17 protein-coding genes and 1 pseudogene are annotated in these 17,805 nt (G+C 72.3%); 10 read left to right on the top strand and 8 right to left on the bottom strand.

Annotated elements, in window-relative coordinates:
- The first annotated feature begins 58 nt into the window (after window positions 1–58).
- From CW362_RS32920 to CW362_RS32910, 3 genes are read left to right on the top strand one after another with little or no spacing between them, the layout of a single operon-like run.
- Entirely contained in the window at window positions 59–1,891 is a 1,833-nt protein-coding gene (locus tag CW362_RS32920; protein ID WP_107502028.1) for a tetratricopeptide repeat protein, read from the top strand.
- Entirely contained in the window at window positions 1,888–3,777 is a 1,890-nt protein-coding gene (locus CW362_RS32915; RefSeq protein ID WP_103553267.1) for a sulfite exporter TauE/SafE family protein, read from the top strand. Before CW362_RS32920 ends, CW362_RS32915 begins: the two co-directional genes overlap by 4 nt.
- A gap of 45 nt (window positions 3,778–3,822) precedes the next feature.
- Window positions 3,823–5,466, top strand: a complete 1,644-nt coding sequence (locus tag CW362_RS32910; protein ID WP_103553266.1) for a serine/threonine-protein kinase — start codon at window positions 3,823–3,825, stop codon at window positions 5,464–5,466.
- 88 nt (window positions 5,467–5,554) lie between these two features.
- Here the strand turns inward: CW362_RS32910 and CW362_RS32905 are convergent, their stop codons facing one another.
- Window positions 5,555–6,361 carry an SGNH/GDSL hydrolase family protein gene (locus CW362_RS32905; protein ID WP_103553265.1) on the bottom strand — a complete coding sequence of 269 codons (807 nt, stop codon included), beginning with the start codon at window positions 6,359–6,361 and terminating at the stop codon, window positions 5,555–5,557.
- Between the two features lie 541 nt (window positions 6,362–6,902).
- Here CW362_RS32905 and CW362_RS32895 point away from each other — a divergent pair.
- Window positions 6,903–7,997: a DUF5925 domain-containing protein gene (locus CW362_RS32895; RefSeq protein WP_103553263.1), complete on the top strand. Its 1,095-nt coding sequence runs from the start codon at window positions 6,903–6,905 to the stop codon at window positions 7,995–7,997.
- A gap of 308 nt (window positions 7,998–8,305) precedes the next feature.
- Here CW362_RS32895 and CW362_RS32890 read toward each other — a convergent pair whose 3' ends face one another.
- Window positions 8,306–8,680 (bottom strand): GntR family transcriptional regulator, encoded by a 375-nt coding sequence (locus CW362_RS32890; RefSeq protein ID WP_206301121.1) that lies wholly within the window; start codon window positions 8,678–8,680, stop codon window positions 8,306–8,308.
- 71 nt (window positions 8,681–8,751) lie between these two features.
- Between CW362_RS32890 and CW362_RS32885 the strand changes: the two genes are divergently transcribed.
- Together CW362_RS32885 and CW362_RS32880 are read left to right on the top strand one after the other, a co-directional pair.
- Entirely contained in the window at window positions 8,752–9,681 is a 930-nt protein-coding gene (locus CW362_RS32885; RefSeq protein WP_103553262.1) for a GNAT family N-acetyltransferase, read from the top strand.
- Window positions 9,662–10,162 carry a ribonuclease FAU-1 family protein gene (locus CW362_RS32880; RefSeq protein WP_103553261.1) on the top strand — a complete coding sequence of 167 codons (501 nt, stop codon included), beginning with the start codon at window positions 9,662–9,664 and terminating at the stop codon, window positions 10,160–10,162. The genes CW362_RS32885 and CW362_RS32880 overlap by 20 nt, the downstream gene beginning before the upstream one ends.
- 118 nt (window positions 10,163–10,280) lie before the next feature.
- On the opposite strand, the gene CW362_RS32875 is transcribed toward CW362_RS32880, so the two are convergent.
- The gene (locus tag CW362_RS32875) at window positions 10,281–10,904 is read right to left on the bottom strand and encodes a class I SAM-dependent methyltransferase (RefSeq protein WP_103553277.1); all 624 of its coding nucleotides are present in this window, start codon (window positions 10,902–10,904) and stop codon (window positions 10,281–10,283) included.
- A 162-nt stretch (window positions 10,905–11,066) separates the two neighbouring features.
- Between CW362_RS32875 and CW362_RS45375 the strand changes: the two genes are divergently transcribed.
- Entirely contained in the window at window positions 11,067–11,201 is a 135-nt protein-coding gene (locus tag CW362_RS45375) for a hypothetical protein (protein WP_103553260.1), read from the top strand.
- Window positions 11,202–11,298: 97 nt separating this feature from the next.
- Here the strand turns inward: CW362_RS45375 and CW362_RS32865 are convergent, their stop codons facing one another.
- On the bottom strand, window positions 11,299–11,781 hold the full coding sequence (locus CW362_RS32865; protein WP_103553259.1) for a GNAT family N-acetyltransferase: 483 nt from the start codon (window positions 11,779–11,781) through the stop codon (window positions 11,299–11,301).
- A 237-nt stretch (window positions 11,782–12,018) separates the two neighbouring features.
- Between CW362_RS32865 and CW362_RS32860 the strand changes: the two genes are divergently transcribed.
- A complete protein-coding gene (locus CW362_RS32860) occupies window positions 12,019–13,263 on the top strand; it encodes a hypothetical protein (RefSeq protein WP_103553258.1) in 1,245 nt (414 codons plus the stop codon).
- A gap of 18 nt (window positions 13,264–13,281) precedes the next feature.
- On the opposite strand, the gene CW362_RS32855 is transcribed toward CW362_RS32860, so the two are convergent.
- Window positions 13,282–13,782, bottom strand: a complete 501-nt coding sequence (locus CW362_RS32855) for an NUDIX hydrolase (RefSeq protein ID WP_240658150.1) — start codon at window positions 13,780–13,782, stop codon at window positions 13,282–13,284.
- Window positions 13,783–14,242: 460 nt separating this feature from the next.
- Here CW362_RS32855 and CW362_RS32850 point away from each other — a divergent pair, with 460 nt between their 5' ends.
- Window positions 14,243–15,289, top strand: a complete 1,047-nt coding sequence (locus CW362_RS32850) for a lytic polysaccharide monooxygenase auxiliary activity family 9 protein (RefSeq protein WP_103553256.1) — start codon at window positions 14,243–14,245, stop codon at window positions 15,287–15,289.
- A 164-nt stretch (window positions 15,290–15,453) separates the two neighbouring features.
- Here CW362_RS32850 and CW362_RS32845 read toward each other — a convergent pair whose 3' ends face one another.
- Window positions 15,454–16,314 carry an esterase/lipase family protein gene (locus CW362_RS32845; protein WP_103553255.1) on the bottom strand — a complete coding sequence of 287 codons (861 nt, stop codon included), beginning with the start codon at window positions 16,312–16,314 and terminating at the stop codon, window positions 15,454–15,456.
- A gap of 171 nt (window positions 16,315–16,485) precedes the next feature.
- On the bottom strand, window positions 16,486–16,932 hold the full coding sequence (locus CW362_RS32840) for a MarR family winged helix-turn-helix transcriptional regulator (protein WP_103553254.1): 447 nt from the start codon (window positions 16,930–16,932) through the stop codon (window positions 16,486–16,488).
- Window positions 16,933–17,102: 170 nt separating this feature from the next.
- On the opposite strand from CW362_RS32840, the gene CW362_RS32835 reads away from it, so the two are divergent.
- A complete protein-coding gene (locus tag CW362_RS32835; protein WP_103553253.1) occupies window positions 17,103–17,477 on the top strand; it encodes a cupin domain-containing protein in 375 nt (124 codons plus the stop codon).
- Window positions 17,478–17,562: 85 nt separating this feature from the next.
- Here CW362_RS32835 and CW362_RS32830 read toward each other — a convergent pair.
- A pseudogene (locus CW362_RS32830) lies at window positions 17,563–17,805 on the bottom strand (slipin family protein); the annotation flags it as partial.

The following is a 17,805-nucleotide window of genomic DNA, read 5'->3' as shown; positions in this document are numbered from 1 at the left end:
GCCGCGCCGCCCCACCCCCCACGAACGACCGTTTCGCCAAGGACTTTGAGGAGAGGGCATGTCCCCGCGTACGAACGACGACGCGACGCCGGACGCCGAGAAGGCCACACCCGACGAGAACACCGCGGCGGCCATGCCCGACGAGAGCACCGTGGAGCCGGCAACCGCCGACGAGACCGCGGGAGCGGCGGTCACCGGGGCCACCGCCGCCGCCCCGGCGGCCACGACCGCCCCGGCCGACGCGCCCGGTGCGGGCACCCGCACCGGCCGCACGGCCGGGGACGAGTCCTCCGGGGCGCCGACGAGCGAGGCGGACGCCGCGAAGGCGGCACCCGCCGCCGACACCGCGGAAGCCGTCCCCGGCGACGACACCCCCCTGACCGCCTCCGCCGGAGGAGCCCCCGGGGCCGTCCCGGCCGAAGCGGCGTCCGCGGCCGTCCTCTCCGGGGCAACTCCCGTGGCCGCCTCCGTGGAGGACGGCTCCGACGCCCCGGCCGACGGGGACACGGTGGACGCGGCCGACGAGCGGGTGGCGGCCGTGCGCCGGCTGTCGCGGTCGCAGCGTCGCTGGCGGGCCGCCCAACTCGGATTCTGCGCGGCCGCGTTGGCGGTCGCCATGACGGCGGGCGCGATGGTGCTCGGCACCCTGAGGGACGACCCGACGGCGCCCGCCGTCGTGGCCGTGTCCAGCGGTGTGTCGCCGCAGCTGCTCGCGAGCGGCGACCTCGACGCGAGCATCCGCTCCCTCCAGGCCCATCTCCGCACCCAGCCCAAGGACTTCGGCGGCTGGGCGACGCTCGGTCTCGCCTATGTCGAACAGGCCCGCACCAAGGGCGACCCCTCGCGTTACCCCCAGGCGCAGGAAGCGCTCGGCCGGTCCCTGAAGCTGCGCCCCGACTACGATCCCGCGCTCGCCGGACGGGCCGCCCTCGCGGCCGCCCGGCACGATTTCACCGGCGCCCTGAAGTACGCGGACCTCGCGCTGGAGCAGAACCCCTACAGCGAGCGCGCCCTGTCCTCCCGCATCGACGCCCTCGTCGAACTCGGCCGCTACGACGAGGCGTCGAAGGCCGCCGACCTGGCGGACTCCCGGAAGCCGGGCGTCCCCGTCTTCACCCGGTTCGCCTACGTCCACGAGCTGCGCGGCGACGTGAAGACCGCCCGCCGGGTCCTGGAACAGGCGCTCGCGACGGCGACCGGCCGCGGCGACGTCTCGTACGTGGCCTCCGCGCTCGGCCAACTGGCCTGGAACCAGGGCGACTACCACTCTGCCCTCACCTATTACGCACGGGCGCTCGCCGCCGACGACACCTACCTCCCCGCCCTCGAGGGCCGGGCCCGCACGCAGGCCGCGCTGGGCGACCGCGCGGCGGCGATCAAGGGGATGGAGCAGATCGTGCAGCACTATCCACTGCCCCAACCCCTGGTCGAGCTGGGCGAGTTGTACGAGGCCCGGGGCGCGGCCGGAGACGCGCGGAAGGCCCGCGACCAGTACACGCTGGTGAACGCCTGGATCTCCCTCGCCCACTCCTACGGCGTCAACGCCGACCTCGACACCGCGCTGGCCGCCGCCGACCACGGCGACCACAAGGCCGCGCTGACGGCGGCCCGCGCCGAGTGGGCCCGCCGCCACACCGTGCACACCGCGGACGCGCTCGGCTGGGCCCTGCACGTGTCGGGCCGCGACGCGGAAGCCCTGCGGTACGCGCGCCGGGCCACGGCGACGGGCTACCGCAACGCCTCCTTCCTCTACCACCTCGGCGTCATCGAGCGGGCCAACGGCCACACCGGCAAGGCCCGCACCGCGCTGAAGGCGGCCCTGGACCTGAACCCGGGCTTCTCGCCGCTGGGCGCCCGCGAGGCCCGTGAGGCGCTGGAGGCCGCGAAGTGAGGGCGCCCCGGTTCCTCGCCCTGTGCGGAACGGTCCTGACCGCGGCCTGCGCACTCGTACTGGTCCCCTCCGGACCCGCGAGCGCGCATCCGCTCGGCAACTTCACCGTCAACCGCTACGACGGACTCGTGGCCGCTCCGGGGCAGTTGCGGGTCGATCACGTCGAGGACCTGGCCGAGATCCCCGCCACCCAGGCCGGGCCGGACATCAAGAGGCTCGGTCTGGACGGCTGGGCCCGGCAGCGCTGCGAGGCCGCCGCGCACGGCAGCGAGGTCACGGTGGACGGGCGGGCGGTGACGCTCCGCGCGGGCGCGAGCACGGCACGCCTGCGGCCGGGGCAGGCGGGACTCGACACCCTGCGCGTGGAGTGCCGGCTGACGGCGCCGCTGCCCGGCGAGGACACGGTCACCGTGGGCTTCCGCGGCGCGGGCGCCGACCACGGTCCCGGCTGGCGCGAGATCACCGCCCGTGGCGACCGGATGACGCTCACCTCCTCGGACGTACCGCGGAAGTCCGTCTCGTCCGAGCTGACCCGGTACCCCAAGGCACTGCTCTCCTCCCCCGCCGACACCGCCACCGCCTCGCTGCGGATCCGGCCCGGTGGCCCCGCCCTCGTCGAGGAGCGGCGTGACGCCCCGGCCGCCTCGGTGCTCCCGCGCGGCGCCGACCGCTGGACCCAGGCCCTGAACGACCTGGTGGCCCGTCGCCACCTCACCTTCGGCTTCGCCGCGCTGGCCCTGGTCATCGCCGTGGGCCTGGGCGCGATGCACGCGCTCGCGCCCGGCCACGGCAAGACCCTGATGGCCGCGACGGCGGCGGCGCGCGGGGGCCGGGCCCGGTTCAAGGACGTGCTGCCGCTCGCCGCCTCGGTGACGGTCACCCACACCCTCGGCGTCGTCGCGCTCGGCCTGCTGGTCACCGCGGGATCGGCGGCGGCCCCCTCCGTGATCGCCTGGCTGGGCGTGTCCAGCGGCGTCCTCGTCACCGGGGCCGGCGTCACCCTCCTGCGACGGGCCTGGCGCAACCGCCCCTCCGCGCACGGCCACGGCCACGCTCACGACCACGGGCATCAGCACGAAACGGGCCACACGCACGGCCACACCCACGCCCACACGTCGGCTCACGACCACGAGCACGACCAGGGCGGGGCCCCGTCCCACGGCCACACGCACGAACACGGCCCGGACCACTCGCACGACCACGAGCACCCGCTCGTCCCCCCGCACACCCACGATCACGATCACGCGCACACCCACGACCACGACCACGACCACGTGGACGCTCCGCACCGGCACGCCGATCACGCCGCACGTCCCCTGGTACTGGCCCACGCCACCGCGTCCGTCACGACCGGATCTCCCGCAGCGACGGCGACAGCGCCCCGGTCCCACACCCATGACCACCCGCACCCGCACGACCACAGTCACGCGCACGACCACGACCACGACCACGGTCACGACCACCACCGTTCGGGCGGAGCCTCCCGCTCCTCCACCCTCGAACACACCCACGGCGGCTTCACCCACACCCACGAGATCGCCCCCACCCTCCGCGGGACGATCCTGCTCGGCTTCGCCGGCGGGCTGGTGCCCAGCCCCTCGGCCGTCGTCGTCCTCGTGGGCGCCGCGGCGCTCGGACAGGCCTGGTTCGGCCTCCTCCTCGTGCTCGCGTACGGCGTCGGGCTCGCCCTGACGCTGACGGCGGCCGGGTTCGCCGTCGTCAAGCTGGGCAGCGGCGTGAACCGCGCCCTGGCCGGACGCCGGCGGTGGGCCGAGGGACGCCTCGTGCTCCTGGTCCGCAGGACCGCGCCCCTCGGATCGGCGCTGATCGTCGTGGCCCTCGGGGCCGGATTGGTGCTCAAGGGGGCGGCATCCGTACTCGGCTGAGGTACTTTTGGGGAGAAATCGCGCGCAGGCGAATGGGGGACGCACGTGTCCGAAGGCCCGGGCAGTGAACGTGTGATCGCGGGGCGCTACCGGCTGCTCTCGCCCTTGGGCGAAGGCGGCATGGGCACGGTGTGGCGCGCCCGCGACGAAGTGCTGCAACGCGAGGTCGCCGTGAAGGAGGTCCGCGCCCCGGCCGGGCTTCCCGACTCCGAGGTCGAGCGGATGTACGCGCGTCTGGAGCGGGAGGCCTGGGCGGCCGCCCGTGTCTCCCACCGCAATGTGGTGACGGTGTACGACGTGGCCATGGAGGACGGCCGGCCCTGGATCGTGATGGAGCTGATCCGCGGCATCGCGCTCTCCGACCTGCTGGACGCCGAGGGGCCGCTCGATCCGCGGCGCGCCGCCCACATCGGCGCCGAGGTGCTCGCCGCGCTGCGCGCCGCGCACGAGGCGGGCGTCCTGCACCGGGACGTCAAGCCGGGCAACGTGCTGATGGCGAACGACGGACGGGTCGTCCTGACGGACTTCGGCATCGCGACGGTCGAGGGCACCTCCGCCCTGACCATGACGGGCGAGGTCATCGGATCGCCCGAATTCCTCGCCCCGGAGCGGGCGCTCGGCCGCACCCCCGGGCCCGAGTCGGACCTGTGGTCGCTCGGGGTGCTGCTGTACGCGGCGGTCGAGGGCAACTCGCCCTTCCGGCAGCCCACTCCGCTGAGCACCCTGCGGGCCATCGTCGACGAACCGCTGCCTGCGCCGCGTCGCGCGGGTCCGCTCGCCCCCGTCGTCGAGGGGCTGCTCGCCAAGGATCCGGCCGAGCGGACGAGCGCCGAGGCGGCCGAGCACGAGCTGCGCGTCGTCGCGGCGGGCGGTACCGCGCCCACGCGCCTTTCCGGCGCCGCGTCCCCCTCTTCCGGGGCGCCGACGATCGGAGCGTTCGGACCGCCGGCGCCGACGTCCTCGACCCCGCCCCAGGGCTTCGGGCCGCCACCCGCGACCGTGCCCTCGGCCACCCCCGCGGCGGAGCCCGACCGCAACCGCCGGGCCACCGTCGCCATCGTCGCGGGTCTGATCGCGCTGGTACTCGCCATCGGCGGGCTGACGTACGCGCTGCTGAACCAGGACGACTCGGACGCCCGGAACACCGGCCAGGGGAACAGCAGCAGCGGGGGCACCGGCACCACCGACGGGGGCACGGCCTCGGGGGGCCACAAGAGCGAGAGCGCCACGGCCGGCGCGACCGGCGGCACGAGCCCCTCCAAGAGCGAGCCCGGAGGCGGGAGTTCGACCACCGCTCCGCCCGCGCAGTCCGTACAGGTGACGGTCTCGGGTCACGGCACCCACTACACGGGCACCTGCCCGCCGCCCGGCGCGCAGGCCCCCTCGTTCACGGCGACGTTCACGGTCGGCCGTGTCCCGGTGGACGTCGAGTACCGCTGGGTGACGGAGACCGGCGAGGTGACCGACGCGAGCTGGAAGACGCTCTCGTTCCCCGCGGGCGGCGGAAGGACCCAGCAGAAGACGGTGGTGGCGACGACGTACGACACGAGCGGGGAGTTCTCCAACTCGATCCACGTGGAGGTGCGCGATCCGGTGCGCGTGACCTCGAACTCCGTTCCGTTCACCATCACCTGTGTGACGGAGACCCCGACGGACGGGGCCTCCGCATCCGTGTCCGCGTCCCCCTGACGGGACGGGCGGTGTCCCTCGGCGGGGCGGACGTCCTCCCCGCCGGGGCGGTGTTCTCTTGAAGGGTTCCGGGGTGGGGGCCCGGAGGTCAGGCGGCTCCGGAGAGGGCCGGCAGGTAGCCTCCGGACTGTCCGCTCGCGGTCGGGTGGTAGGACACCCCGATGTCGAGCCAGTTCAGGCTGTGCAGCCAGGCGCTGCCGGAGCAGATCTCGTGACCGGTGAAGTTGCCCCTGACATCGGCGAACGTGAAGCCGTGGGCGGCGGCACGAGCGGCGATCGCGCTGTCCAGATAGTCGGCCGCGCCGTTGACGGCGGACCGTTCGGTCTCCGAAAGTCCGGTCAGGCAACTGCCGTTGAGCTTGTAGAAGCGGGGGTAGCCGAGGACGACCACGTGGGCGGCCGGGGCTTTCGCGCTGATCGCCGAGTAGACCGAGTCGAGCTTGCCGGGGAGCGTGGAGTCGACGTACGCCTTCGCCGTGGCGATGCGTGAGAGGCAGGTGCTCTCGGACTGTAGGACGCAGGTCGTCATGACGTCCGAGAATCCGGCGTCGTTGCCGCCGATGGTGATCGAGACGAGGCCCGTGGAGGAGCTGAGCGGGCCGAGCTGGTTCGCCGTCACATCACCCGTACGAGCGCCCGAGCAAGCGGTGAAGTCGAACGACGAGGGTGAATGGGCGGCGTTCCACAGATAGGGGTACGCCTTCGTGCTGCGGTCGCAGGAGCCGCTGGAGCTGATGTAGCTGCCCGCGCCGACGCCGGAGGAATAGGAGTCACCGAGCGCCACGTAGCCGGTGGCCGCCGCGGTTCGAGCCTGCGCCGCGGCTGCCCCGGTGAGGGCGAGGCCGGCGGCCAGGAGGAGTGAGGTCATGTATGCCGAAAATCTGGGACGTCTCATGGAACCTCCCTTTAGCAGGATCTCTGCCACAACTTTGGTAGCAGCTACGCGTGTTGACAGGAAGTGTCCATGCCAAGACTCTTATGTATCAACCGGGCGGTTCACACCCGTTCATCACTTATTTCGTTACATGTCCATGTCGATCTGATGGCGGCGGGATGACACGGCAGGACGACTTGTCAACCCCCGGGGGCCGCTTCGGGCCACACCCGCGGCCCGACGGGCGATTCACCGACCGTCAGTTCCGCGACGTCTCCGCACAGTTGGCGGAGAAAACCGTCAACTCGGTTGCGCCGCCGCGCCATCGGCCCTCTCCCGGCAGTCCCTCGCCCGCCCGACGGAGTCCCTCGCCCGCCCGGCGGAGTCCCCGTCCCACCCGGCGGCCGTCCCGCCGATCCCGCGGGCGGGACAGGGAACTCGTCGCGCCACACCCCCGCAACGGACGGACGGGGTACACCGGAAGAGCGGGACCGAACGCGACACACACGACGCACCGCGGAAACCGGGTGCACGGGGCGCCCGCGTGACAGATCATGGCGACATGTCTGTGAACCCACACGACGCTCTGCCGATCAGGCTCAACGTCGACGACAGCGACTCGCCGTCGGATGTCGTCGACGCCCTGTTCCTCGGTCGCTTCGCGACGGGCGAGCAGCCGCACTCGCACGCGGCGAACATCGACCGCGTGCGCTCCGGGGCCACCCTGCTCCCACCGGGCGCCCGGGTGCTGCGCTCCGCGCGCGACGACGACCGCAGCGCCACCCTCGCCGAGGGCGACGGCTGGACCCTGCTGGTGTCCCGCTGGAACCGCGGCGCCGACGTCACGGTGACCGCGACCAGCGCCGAACTGGCCGAGAAGGTGCTGAAGCAGGCCACGGACGGCGCGGTCGACGAGCCGGAACCGCAGCCGGAGAACGTCACGATGGGCTTCTGGTACGTGTCCCCGCGCCGGGGACCGCACCGCACGACCCGGCAGATCTCGGCGGGCACCTGGGAGGAGGTCCGCCCCAACTACACGGCGCCGGTGGCGGACGCCATGGACCGCCTGATGAAGACCACCCCGGAGGACATCGCGGGCCGGCTGCTGCTGCTCCACGGCCCGCCCGGCACCGGAAAGACCTCCGCCCTGCGCACACTGGCCCGTTCATGGCGCGACTGGTGCCAGGTGGACTGCGTGCTGGACCCCGAGCGGCTCTTCTCCGACGTCGGCTATCTGATGGACATCGCGATCGGCGAGGAGGACGGCAGCGGCAAGGGCCGCTGGCGGCTGCTCCTCCTGGAGGACTGCGACGAACTGATCCGCGGCGAGGCGAAGCACACCGCGGGCCAGGCCCTGTCCCGGCTGCTCAACCTCACCGACGGACTGCTCGGCCAGGGCCGCAACGTCCTGGTGGGCGTCACGACCAACGAGGACCTGGAGCGTCTCCACCCCGCCGTGGTCCGCCCCGGCCGCTGCCTCGCCCGGATCGAGGTCGGACCGCTCACCCGCCGCGAGGCGGTGGGCTGGCTGGGCACCGAGGAAGGCGTCTCGCGCGAGGGCGCGACCCTCGCGGAGCTGTACGCGCTGCGCCGCGGGACGACCCCGACGTCGGTCCCGGACCAGCGCGAGGGCGCGGACGCCGGCCTGTACCTGTAGCCGCGTCGACGGCCGCCCCCGCCCGGACCGGCACCCCGGCGGGTGCCGCACGGAAAACGGCCGGATCCCGGACCCGGCGGTCAGGCCCCGGCGGGGCCGAGCCGTGCTCGTGCACCTGAGCCGTCACCGGGCCGCCCCTCGGCCCGCCCCGTACCGGAGTCGAGCCCGAGGCCGACCGGTCGTCCGGACGGGAACCGCGGCTCGCGACGCGTGGCTGCCGCTCTCGCGGGCTCACATCCCGTGACTCGCGGCTCGCGGCTCATCGTGGCCAGGGAGCGCTGCGCAGGAAGCGATGCCAGGAAGCGCTGCTAGGAGGCGTCCTCGAAGGCCGCCCGCAGTGCGTCACGTACGGCGTCCAGCGCGGCGTCCTCGGTCAGACCGAGCCGTCGCGCGCGCTCGGCATAGGCCTGCGCGGCCGACGCCGCCTCGCGTGACGCCGCGTCCCCGGCGGCGGCCACGAACGTGCCGTTGCGGCCCCGCGTCTCGATCACCCCGTCCGACTCCAGGGCCCGGTAGGCCTTGGCGACGGTGTTGGCCGCGAGGCCGAGCGACTCGGCCAGCCCCCGTACCGTGGGCAGCTTGTAGCCGACCGGCAGCGCGCCGGACCGGGCCTGCTCGGAAATCTGGGCGCGCACCTGCTCGTACGGCGCGGCCCCCTCTGCGATGCGGATCTTCAGGGTCACGCGGCGATTGTCCCGTACCCGCACGAAAATGAGAGGCACCCGCACGCGGCGCCCGCGTAACGTGCGATCACATGACCGTGATCGTTCGCGAACTACGGCGCGGGGACCCGGCGGACGCCGCGGGGTTCGTGCGCATTCGCCGACAGGCCCTCCCGTTCATGCTCTCCACCGCCGAGTCCGTCGCCCACTCCCTGGAACAGGCCCATCCCGACTCCCACTACCGGCCGCTGCTGGCCGAGGAGGACGGGGAGCTGATCGGCACCGCGCAGGTGGGCCTCGTCCACGACAGCCCGGAACCCGGCCAGGGGAGCCTCAACGTCTACGTGGACCCGGAACGGACCGGCCGCGGCGCAGGTTCGCTGCTGGCCCGCACCGCCGAGGAACAGCTGGCCGCCCTGGGCGCGACCCGGCTGCACTCCTGGGTCCTGGACGAACCCGGCAACCGCGCCTTCGCCGAGAAGCGGGGCTACCGCGCCGCCCGCTCGGCGCACTTCCTCCGCCTCGACCTGGCGAACGGCACCCTGCCACCGCTCCAATCCCCTCCCGACGGGGTGGAGTTGCGCACCGGCGCGGACTTCGCGGACGATCCCCGGCCGCTGTTCAGGCTGGACGCGGAGACGCTGCGCGACGAACCGGGCGACATCGACCGCGAGTTCACGGACTACGACGCATGGCTGACGGAGACCTGGCACCACCCCCTGCTGAACCGTGAACTCACCTCCGTCGTCCTCGTCGACGGCCGGCCGGCGGCGTTCAGCGCGGCCCACACCGACGACGGCACCCGCTACGGCACTGCGATGACGGGCACCGGCCGCGCCTTCCGTGGCCGCGGCCTGGCCAAGCTCGCCAAGAACCACTCCCTGCACCGGGCCCGTGCGGCCGGGTGCACGGAGGCGTTCACCGGCAACGACGCCGGCAACGCGCCGATGCTGTCGATCAACGAATGGCTCGGTTACGAAATCTGCGCAACGGAGGTGAACCATGTCCGCGACCTCGGCTGACACGCCCGGCTCGTTGGATGTCGTACTCGTCAAGGCGGGCCGCACGAAGATCAGTTACTCGGCCGAGCTGCTCGCCGACGACGGCAACCGCGTGATCGTGCGCGCCCCCTGGGCGGGCGACGGCGTCCGCGACTTCGGCTTCGTGCGGTTCGAGAAGGGCGACGTCTTCACCGAGTACTACTGGCGGGACCGCTGGTACTCGGTGAAGGAGGTCCGGAACGCCGAGGGCGAACGCAAGGGCTGGTACTGCGACATCACGCGTCCGGCCACCGTTCTCGGGGACCGGCTGGTGGTCGAGGACCTCGACCTGGACCTGTGGCGCTCGGCCGACGGCACGGACGTACGGCGCCTGGACGAGGACGAGTTCGCGGAGAGCGGCCTGGCGACCACCGACCCGGCCGCCGCGGCCGCCGCCGAGAAGGCCCTGGACGACCTCGAACACCTGGCCCGCGAGGGCGGCTTCGAGGAACTGCTGACGTGACCGGCGGGACCGCCGGAGGCGTCCGGCGGCTCGGGATCCACCGGACGTGACCGGCGGTCCCGGACCTGAGGACGGTGCCGCTCGACCAGTGGCACCGTCCTGGAGGGGACGGCACCGCTCAGAAGCGGGCCACCACCGCGTACCGCTCGTCGTCGACCTCCCGGCCCCACAGGCGCGCGTCGCCCGACAGCGGCTCCACGCGCAGGTCCGCGGGGCCGGACAGCAGGGTCCGGAGCAGTGCGGCGGTCCGCTCGGCGGACAGTCCGACCGGACTCACGTTCCCCCACACCCCCTCGACGAGCACCAGTCGCCCTCCCGGGCGCAGCAGCCCGCGCCAGTGCCGCAGCACGCGCTCGGGGTGGGGCAGCGTCCACAGCACATGACGGCTGAGCAGCACGTCGAAGCGCTGCTCTCCGACGGGCGGTGCCACCGCGTCGCCGACGAGGAACACCGCGTCACGTCCGGCCAGCTTGGCGCGGGCCCGGTCGATCATGCGCGGTGCGAGGTCGACCCCGGTGACCCGGTGTCCCTGTTCGGACGCGACGAGCGACAGGCTGCCGGTGCCGCAGCCCACGTCGAGCAGGTCTCCGGGCCTTTCGGGCAGCCAGTCCCGCAGCCGGGCGGCCCAGGCTCCGCGGATCTCGGGGTCACGCAGTCCGTGGTCGGGCTCCTCGTCGAAAGTGCCGGACTCCGCGTCCCAGTCGACGCCCGCCCCTGGATTCGTTCCCCCGTCGCTCAGCATGCGTTCCACGATGTCACCCGCCACTGACAACCGGCCCGCGCCCGCCATGGACGATCATCGAGGTGACCGGCGTCACAGACATTTCGCGACCGATGAGGAACTCTCCCCGAAACGGTCTACCTCCGTACAACCGCGGAATCCGGTAGACGCGAGGAGGCAGCCATGCGCCGTGTGACCGTGCAGAAGCCCCTGAGGAAGTCGGACTCCCGCCGCGTACGGGAGGAGCCCGACGAGCGCCCCGCCGAGCGCCCGGAGGTCCGGAAGGACATCGCGCGCACCTGGTGGCCGGACGGCTGAGCCGCCGCGCCGGACACCCCGCACGGCGCGTACCGCGCCGGACCGGCGGCCCGCGGCCGGCTGGCGGTGGACACCGCGGCCGCCCGCGGCGGCGCCGTCAGACCAGCCGCTTGCGGTAGTGGATCCGGTCGTACGGCCCGTCCACGCGCCGGTCGGTCACCTCGTACCCGTACCTGGGGTAGATCTTCTGGTTCTCCCACATCATCGCGTTCGTGCAGAGCCTGACCTCGTCCAGCCCGAGCGCCCGCGCGTGCGCGTCGACGAAACGCAGCAGCCGCCCGCCGACGCCCTTGCCGTGGGCGTCGGGGCGGACCGCGACGGTGTCGAGGTACAGGTGGTCCGGGAACTCCTCGACGACCACGAGCCCCAGGACCGGCTCCCCCGTGACGAACACCCGCCCCGCCGCCACGTTCGCCGCGTGATCCGCCTCCATGGGCACCGGAACGCGCCCGATGCGCTCCACGTACGGCTGGAACGCGGCGTCGATCACGGCCTTCACGACGGGCACGTCGGCGTCCGCGGCCACCCGCACCCCGAACCCCTCCGGCGTCTCCCCCGGCTTCCCGCGCGTCCCCGCCATTGCCCGCACCCACTCGCCCGATCGCCGTCACGTACGCCCACCTGTATACCGAACGACTCCGTGCGGCCGTCTCCGGGATCCCTACCGGCACGGCCCGGGGGCGGCTTTCCGCGACCCCGGGTGAACGCCGGACCGGACTGGGTAAGGTTCCTCACCGGCAAGGTCGCACATACGGTCGAAGCAGGGCGTGGGGCACCCTCCCCGGGTGCGCGAGAGAACGCCACCGGCGGAGGAACAGTGTCTCCTGGTACGGAAAACAGCACCCACGTCTTCCTGAGCGAGACGGAACATCACGGCAGCCCCGTCACCGGCCCCGAAGACCTGCGGGCGCGCATCGTGCAGAACGCCCTCTTCGCCGAGCGGCTGGTCATCACCGATTCCCAGGTGCTCCACAACGCGGCATTACGCTCGCTCCTCGCCGGACGGACGCCGTCGAGCGCCGAATGGCGCGCGGATCTCGCCGAGTTGATCCGGTCGGGCATGCTGGTCGTCGTGCGGCGCGACTCGGTGGGTTCTTTCCGTGAGATCCGGGACGAGCACGAAGCGCGCGGTGTGCGCGACGTCCCGACCGAGGAATACGCCGAGCTCATGGACGAGATCGTCGAAGGGCATGTCGTTCCGTACTCGGTGGACAGGGCGAGCGAGCTTTTCAGGAGCAGGACGGCGAACCGTCTGGCCGAACTGATCGGACCGCCCGACGACGGCTACGCCCGGACGCTGCGTTCCGCGGTGGAATGGATCCGCGGCCAGGATCCGCTGTACTACAACTCACTGCGCGGATGGATCGAGGAGCGGCGCGCGACGCACGGCGACACTTCCGAGGTCGCGCTGGAGGCCGTCGAGCGGTCGGCGAACTGGTCCTTCAGGACCACCCTGCCCGCCGTACTGGGGACGCCCGTGGCATGGGGCGCCGTACGCACGCCCGCCACTGTCGCGCTGCAAGGGGAAGCGCCCCGGGAAGAATCGGCCCTGCCCGGATACATGTTGAACCCCTACGTACTGGCGCGCCTCCCCGCGGGTGTGGTCAACGAAGCCGTCGGGCTCGAGTCCCGGAAGGTGGTCGTCGACCAGTTCGCGAGAGCCCACAGCGGCCGCCCGGTGGACACCGACGCGCTGAGGAACGGCGTCGAAGACTTCTGCATGCACCTCCAGGAAGCCGCGGTCGCCGCCTTCCGGGGCCTCGACGCCGACGCCCTGGCCGCCGTCCGGGACGAGCGGGTGAGGGCCAGGCTCCACATCTCGCCGCCCTCCCTGGCCACGGGTTCCGTCGACACCCTGATCGGACTGATCAGTTCCGGCTTCAACCCCGCTTCGCTCATGCTCAACCTGCTCTCCGTGCCGTTCGACGTCCTCCAGGACAAGAAGGAGAGGAAGCTGAAGAAGGAGGCCGAAAGGTTCAGGAACGCCTGGAGGCTCGAGAAGCAACTGCCGGAGCACGAGAAGGTGCTGCGTATCGTCAGCCCGACGGAACCACCCGAGTGATGCGAAGGGCCGCCGGTGTCACCGCGGCCGGGCCAGTGCGGCGGCGGCGATGGTGATCGCGCACCGTACTCGCTGGTCCGCGAAGGCCGCGCACAACTCGGCGGAGCCGAACCAGGCGGGTTCCGCGACCGACTCCATGGCTTCCGGCGACCGCTCGCCGGACGCGGGGTTCTCCACCTGGGCCTCGACCACCTCGATGGGCGACTCGATCAGGCCGGTGTCCGCGTAGAGCACTCCCAGCCGTCTGGTGGCGGTCGCGGTCAGGCCGGTCTCCTCCTTCAGCTCCCGGGCCGCGGCCTGTTCGACCGACTCGTCGGGCTCCCAGCCTCCCCGCGGAAACTCCCACGACAGGTCGCCGATCGGGTAGCGGAAAGAAGGAACGAGCGCGACCGTGTCGGCCCACCGAGGCACGATGACGACGCCCGGATTCGACCATTTCCATCGAAGGTACCGGCCCGGCTTCCCGCCCGGGGAGACGACGGCGTCGTCGTACAGGCTCCCGTAGGCGTTCCGGTACACCTCGACAGCCTCTTGTCTCCGGATGGGGCGTGGCTGCATCGACTGCCTCCGAGAACGGCTTTCGAGAATCGATCCGCAAGACGGCACCACATCAACCGTGCCCGTCGCCCCGGCCGGCCAATCCACGGGACACCTCCGGCGGAACACCCCCGGCCCTCCGGGGACGACACCGTGAGAGCCGCACGGTCCACTGCCCGGCCACCACGGCACCCCGCGCACGGAAGCGGACGACCACGGACCGCCCAGCGTCCCCGCACAGCCGGGCCGCCCCCTCCACCGCCCTTCCTGAGCCCCCCGTTAGCCCTGCCTTAAAGGCACCATAAGGATCTCCTTCCCCCGTCTCCAGCAGGCGATTTCGCGGTTTCTTGGGGCTAGTTTTCTGATCACCCCCCACGGGATCCCCGCACGGAACACCGTGCGGGGCCCACCCCGCGCCCCAGGACCGTTCGAGGAGTTCCCCATGTCCGCACGCCGCAAGGCCGCCGGCGTCGCCGTCCTCGGCATCGCCCCGCTCGCCCTGTCCGCGCTGGCCGCGGCACCGGCCTCGGCACACGGCTCGATGGGGGACCCGGTCAGCCGGGTGTCCCAGTGTTACGCGGAAGGCCCGGAGAACCCCAGGTCGGACGCCTGCAAGGCGGCCGTCGCGGTGGGCGGCACCCAGGCGCTCTACGACTGGAACGGCATCCGCATCGGCGACGCGAACGGGCGGCACCAGGAGCTGATCCCGGACGGCAAGCTGTGCAGCGCCGGCAACGCCGAGTTCAAGGGGCTCGACCTGGCGCGCTCCGACTGGCCCGCGACGAGCGTGAGCAGCGGCTCGTACACCTTCAAGTACCGGGTGACCGCGCCCCACAAGGGCACGTTCAAGGTCTACATCACGAAGCCGGGCTACGCCCCGTCGCAGCCGCTGACCTGGGGCGACCTCGACCTGGCGCACCCGGTCGCGACGGCCACCGACCCCACGGCCTCGGGCGGCTTCTACACGTTCTCCGGCACCCTCCCGGAGCGCTCCGGGAAGCAGCTCCTGTACGCGGTCTGGCAGCGTTCGGACAGCCCGGAGGCCTTCTACTCCTGCTCCGACGTGGCGTTCGGCGGCGGCAAGGGCACGAACGGCGGCGGGGCCGCTCCCGCGCCGAGCGCCTCGGCGCCGTCCGAGAAGCAGATCGAGGCCGGCAGCGACAGGTCGACCGTGGAGCACCACGGCCACGGTGACGACGACGCCGCCACGTCGGCGGAGCCGACCGCGAGCGCGGACACCGTGAAGGCGGCCGAGGACACCGGGTCGGCCGAACCGGCCGAGGAGACCCGGACCACCGCCGGTACCGCGGACGCCTCGGAAAACCTGCCGGAGGCGGCCGGTTCCTCCCGGAGCCTCGCCGAGACCGGCGGCGACTCCTCCACCTCGTACATCGCGATCGGCGGTGCCGCCGCCCTCGCGCTCGGTGCGGCGGCGCTGTTCGCCTCGGTGCGGCGGCGCGCGACGCCGGACAGCCGGCGCGGGCGCTAGGGCCTGGGGGCCGATGAACTCCGGGGGCTGACCGGCGGCTCAGGTCGGACAGCCCCCGGCGGCGTGCTCCGTCGTCCGCGTCGCGCACGAGCGCGGGACGCGGACGGACGATCACGCCGGTGCGCTCGGGCGGACGACCATGGACGAGTCGTCCGCCGAGCCGGTCAGCTGAACACGGACGCGCAGGTGGTGGTGGACGCGTGCGCCGGGTCGAGCGCGTTCGCCACCTCGTGGTACGCGATCCGGTCGAGGATCCCGATGGCCACGTGCTCGGAGAGGTCGAGCCCGCACAGGTTCTGGAGCAGGACGTTGCGGACGTCGGATCCGCTCAGGAACCCCGACTGGTACGGCGTGACCACCTCGTCGTACTTGGTGGCGATGACCGTGTAGTGGACGCCCGGGACGGTGTCGCCGCCCGCGTTGAGCTTGGTCAGGAACGCGGAGCCGGCGATCTGGTCCGCGAGTCCCGGGGTCGCCGCGGTCAGCAGGTCCTCGGCGCCCGGGAAGTACGGGAGCAGTTTGGTGAGTCCGTTGAGGGTCGTGCCGTGGTTGTCGGGGGCGAGTCCGACGAGGGCGTTCACCTTGGCGGCCCCGCCGAGGAACTTGAGGTAGTAGCGGGGCATCATGCCGCCCTGCGAGTGACCCACCAGGTCGGCCTTGGCTGCGCCGGTCGCGGCGAGCACCTTGTCGACGAACACCTGGAGCTGCGCGGCCGACTTGTCGATGGGGCCGAGGCCGTAGAAGAGGGGGACTCCGGGCAGTTGCCCGTAGTCGAGGGAGAAGACGCAGTACCCGCGGCTGGTCAGGTAGGGGGCGAGGGCCAGCCAGTTGTCGACGGAGTTCCCGAAGGTGCCGTGCACGAGGACGACGGGGCGCGGGTGCGCGGCGGACGGCTTGCAGGAGTAGTTGTTCCAGCCACTGCTGGGGGCGGAATCAGCTTGTGCTGTGGCGGCGGGGAGGACCGTGATCGTGGCGGTCAGGAGCAGCGCGGCCAGGGGTCTGAGCACTCGCTTCCAGGGCAGCATCGGGTGATCTCCTTGCGGCTCAAGGGAGTTGTGGGGGTGTACGCCCTGTGATCCGGATCACGAAGGATGCTGTTCACTCGTCAAGTTACGGTCGAGTAGCACAAGTGTGAAGTTACGCGTCAGTAAAAACTTCCAGTGATAACCAGGGCGATCGCCGCCGGTGACGGAACGTCACCAGGCGGGCCTGATGGGACCGTAGGGCGCGATGCCCGCCAAACGCGCGTGCAACGCGCGCATCTCGTCCTCCCCCACCACTTCGGCCCACGCCCGCACGGCGTCCGCGGCCGCCTCCTCCGCCGCCCGGGTGCAGGCCCAGCCGAGTTCGGTGAGCACGACGAGCCTGGCCCGCGCGTCGTCGGGGTGCGGCCTCCGCTCGACGTACCCCTTGCGGACGAGTTCCTCGACGAGCTGACTGGCGGCCTGCTTGGTGACCCCCAGGTGAGCAGCGACGTCGCCGACCGTCGCCCCGTCCGGCGCGAGCCGCGCGAAGGCGAAGCCGTGCGCGGGCCGCACCCCCTCGAATCCGCGGGCGACCACGCCCTCGTGGATACGTTGCGTCAGCTCGCCGGCGGCGGCGAGCAGGGCGGCGGACAGGGCCATTGCTTCGGAGTTCTGCACCCACGCATTGAAACACCCTTGACTATTTGGTCAAGCTGCTTGACCATAATCTCAGAACTAGTCAAGCAGCTTGACCATTTTCAGGTCACCCTGAGTCATCGGCTCAGCGGCTCGGCTCTGCTCATCCTCGACCGGCCGTCCGGCCGGATATCACCGACCTTGGAGGCCCCGTGCCCGTAGTCCGTTCATCCGAAGCCGTCGTCCACGAGGTCCACGGCGCCCGCTTCGTCTCGTACGCCTCTCCCCGCAGCGGCAGCAAGGAGCTGTGCGCCTGGCGCGCGGAGATTCCCGCGGGCCACCGGGCTCCCGTGCACACCGTCGACCGCGAGGAGGTCATCCACCTCCTCTCCGGCGAACTGCTGGTCACGCTCGACGGCCGCACCGAGCGGATCACCGCGGGCGACACCGTGATCATCACCCCGGGCGCGACCCTCGGCATCGAGAACCCGACCCAGGAGGCCGCGCTCTCCTGGGTCACCACGTCCATCGGCCTCCGGGCGGAACTGGCCGACGGCTCGGTCCTCACGCCGGAGTGGGCCAACTAGGGCCTGCCGTGCGGACCGCGCCGTGCGGCCGAGTGCGGCACGGAATCCCGCCCGAGGCCGTCCGGCCGACGTGGACCGGGGCCCGCTACGGATCGGTCGGCTCCCGCGGAACGGTTTCCTGTCGTGGATCCGGCGTTTGCCCGGGAGCGGCGGCCGGCCGGGGATCGGGCACCCGCTCCGGCCGTGCCGGGGCCGTCGGCCGCTCTCCCTGCCCCTGCACTTGCACTTGTCCCGGTCCTTGTCCTTGTCCTGACTGGGCGCGTTCCAGGAAGCGCAGGAGTTCGACCGGGAAGGGCAGGACGAGGGTGGAGTTCTTCTCGGCGGCGAC

The sequence above is a fragment of the Streptomyces populi genome (assembly GCF_002911015.1).
GTDB classification, from domain to species: Bacteria; Actinomycetota; Actinomycetes; order Streptomycetales; family Streptomycetaceae; genus Streptomyces; species Streptomyces populi.
The sequence above is the reverse complement of the archived record's forward strand: the minus strand, read 5'-3'. Positions and strand labels throughout refer to the sequence as shown.